2 protein-coding genes are annotated in these 2,127 nt (G+C 75.3%); one reads left to right on the top strand and one right to left on the bottom strand.

Features of this window, described 5'->3' with window-relative positions:
• Positions 1 to 1,123, bottom strand: a 1,123-nt coding sequence (locus E2E34_RS33655) for a serine/threonine-protein kinase (RefSeq protein WP_138905621.1), incomplete at its 3' end; no start/stop codon positions are given.
• A gap of 397 nt (positions 1,124 to 1,520) precedes the next feature.
• Between E2E34_RS33655 and E2E34_RS33650 the strand changes: the two genes are divergently transcribed.
• The coding region (locus E2E34_RS33650; protein ID WP_138905620.1) for an FHA domain-containing protein at positions 1,521 to 2,127 on the top strand (607 nt) is incomplete at its 3' end.

Here is a 2,127-nt window from a genome sequence, read left to right as displayed (position 1 = left end):
CCTCGGGGTCGGGCGCGCCGGGTGCGCCCTCGGGGCGCGGCGGTACGGGCGGCATGACGGCGGTGGGGTCGGCCGCTCCCGGGCCGCCGTACTGCGGGGCGCCGGTCGACGGCAGGACGCTGGTCGCGGCCGCCGGGTCGTACGACCCGGCGTTGCTCGGCAGGACCTGGGTCGGGTCGGCGGCTCCGGGCACGCCGGGGACCGGTGCGGGGGCCGGGTCGGGCGCGAGCAGCGCGCCGACGCCCATGGCCGCCTCGACCTGGGCGGACGAGGAGTGCACGCCGACGCCGGCGGCGACGGTGCGCAGGGCGCGGGCGAGGTTCTCGGCGCTGGGCCGCTCGTCCGGTTCCTTGCGCAGGCAGCGCTCTATGACCGTCCACAGCGGCTCGGGAACGGTGGTGGGCCGGCGGGGCTCCTCGCTCAGGTGCCTGTGCAGCACCTCCAGCGCCGTGCCCCCGGCGAACGGCGGACGGCCGGTGACCAGCTCGTACAGCAGGATTCCCGCGCCGTAGATGTCGACGGCGGACGTCTGCGGGCGTCCCTCGGCCGACTCGGGGGCGACATAGGCCGGCGTCCCCACGAACTCGTGCGTGCGGGTCAGGCCCGGGGAGTCGGCGAGGCGCGCGATGCCGAAGTCGGTGAGCATCGGGTGCATCTGCCCGTCGCGCTCGTCCAGCAGCACGTTGGCGGGCTTGAGGTCGCGGTGGACGACGCCGTCGGCGTGGCTGGCGGCGAGGGCGTCCGCGATCTGCGCGGTGAGCAGCGAGGCGGCGACCGGCGAGAAGGGGCCGTTCTCGCGCAGGTAACGATGCAGGTCGGGGCCGTCCACCAGATCCATCACCAGGGCGAGCAGATCGCCCTCGACCACCAGATCGCGGGTCCGCACGATGTTGGGGTGCGTGAGGCGCAGCAGCACCGACCGCTCGCGCAGGAAGCGCATCACCACATCGGCGTCGTTGGCGAGCTCCTCCTTGAGGACCTTGATCGCGACGGTTTCGCCGGGCTGGCCGGCCACGGCCGCCTCGGCACCCGCGGTCTCGCGCTGGCGGGCTCGCCAGACGGTGCCCGTGGCGCCGCGCCCGAGCGGCTCCTCGAGCAGGTATTTACTGCCGACCGGCCGCACGTCATGCGCTCCCTGCTGCTCGTGTCCTCGTGGTCCTGCGTGGTTCCGGGCGCTCGGCCCGTGGTTCCGCTCCACTGTAGTGCCGCCCGCCCGCCTCCCACCGGGGCCGCGTACCGAGGGTAGACGCGCTCCCCGCGCCGATGGTTGCCGAACGTGCGTACCGCATATGTCCAACCCTGCACTTTTGCGCCCACAGCCGACCATTCAAGATCACTTAGAGGTGGCCGCCGGGCGTGTTGTCAGTGGCAGGTGCGAGGATGCCTGCAGCACGGACTGTGGGGTCGGGAGCCCCGCGCCACGTGCCGACCTGTACCGGACGACGCGTCCGTGCCGGGTGGGGGGAATCACAGGGCGGCACCCCTGCCGGGCACCTCGCGCAGAAGGGACCGCTGACGCGATGCAGATCCGGCTGACCGTCCTCGCGCCGCGCGCGCAAGGCACGCGCGCCACCGAGGGCCCCCAGGCCGCCGGGCGCGTGTGCGACGTACTCGTCACCGCGCCCGCGGGAACCGCGCTGGCCGCGGTCGCCTCCGGCCTGGCAGCGGCAGTCTCCGGCCCGGGCTCGGCCCCCGAGACCACCGGCGCCGTCGTCGTCTACGCCGGGCGGGAGCGCCTCGACGCCCAGCGCGCGGCGCTGGGCGAGCCGCCGCTGGTCGACGGAGCGGTGCTGTCCCTGCACGCCCCCGCCCCGGAGCCGGAGGCGGCGCCCGACGCCCCCGCCCGGCTGCACGTGGTGGCGGGGCCGGACGCGGGCGGCGTCCACCTCCTGCACGGCGGCCAGATCCGCATCGGCCGCTCGGCGGAGGCGGACGTACCGCTGGACGACCCGGACGTGTCGCGGCTGCACTGCGCGGTGACGCTGACCCAGGACGGCCGGGTCTCCGTGGCGGACCTGAACTCCACGAACGGCACCTCGCTGAACGGCGAGGACCTCACCGCCCACCCGGTCCCGTTTCCTCCCGGCGCGCTGCTGCGCCTGGGCGAGTCGGCCCTGCGTCTGACCC

The sequence above is a fragment of the Streptomyces albidochromogenes genome, from assembly GCF_005981925.1.
In the GTDB taxonomy this organism is placed as follows: domain Bacteria; phylum Actinomycetota; class Actinomycetes; order Streptomycetales; family Streptomycetaceae; genus Streptomyces; species Streptomyces albidochromogenes.
The sequence above is the reverse complement of the archived record's forward strand: the minus strand, read 5'-3'. Positions and strand labels throughout refer to the sequence as shown.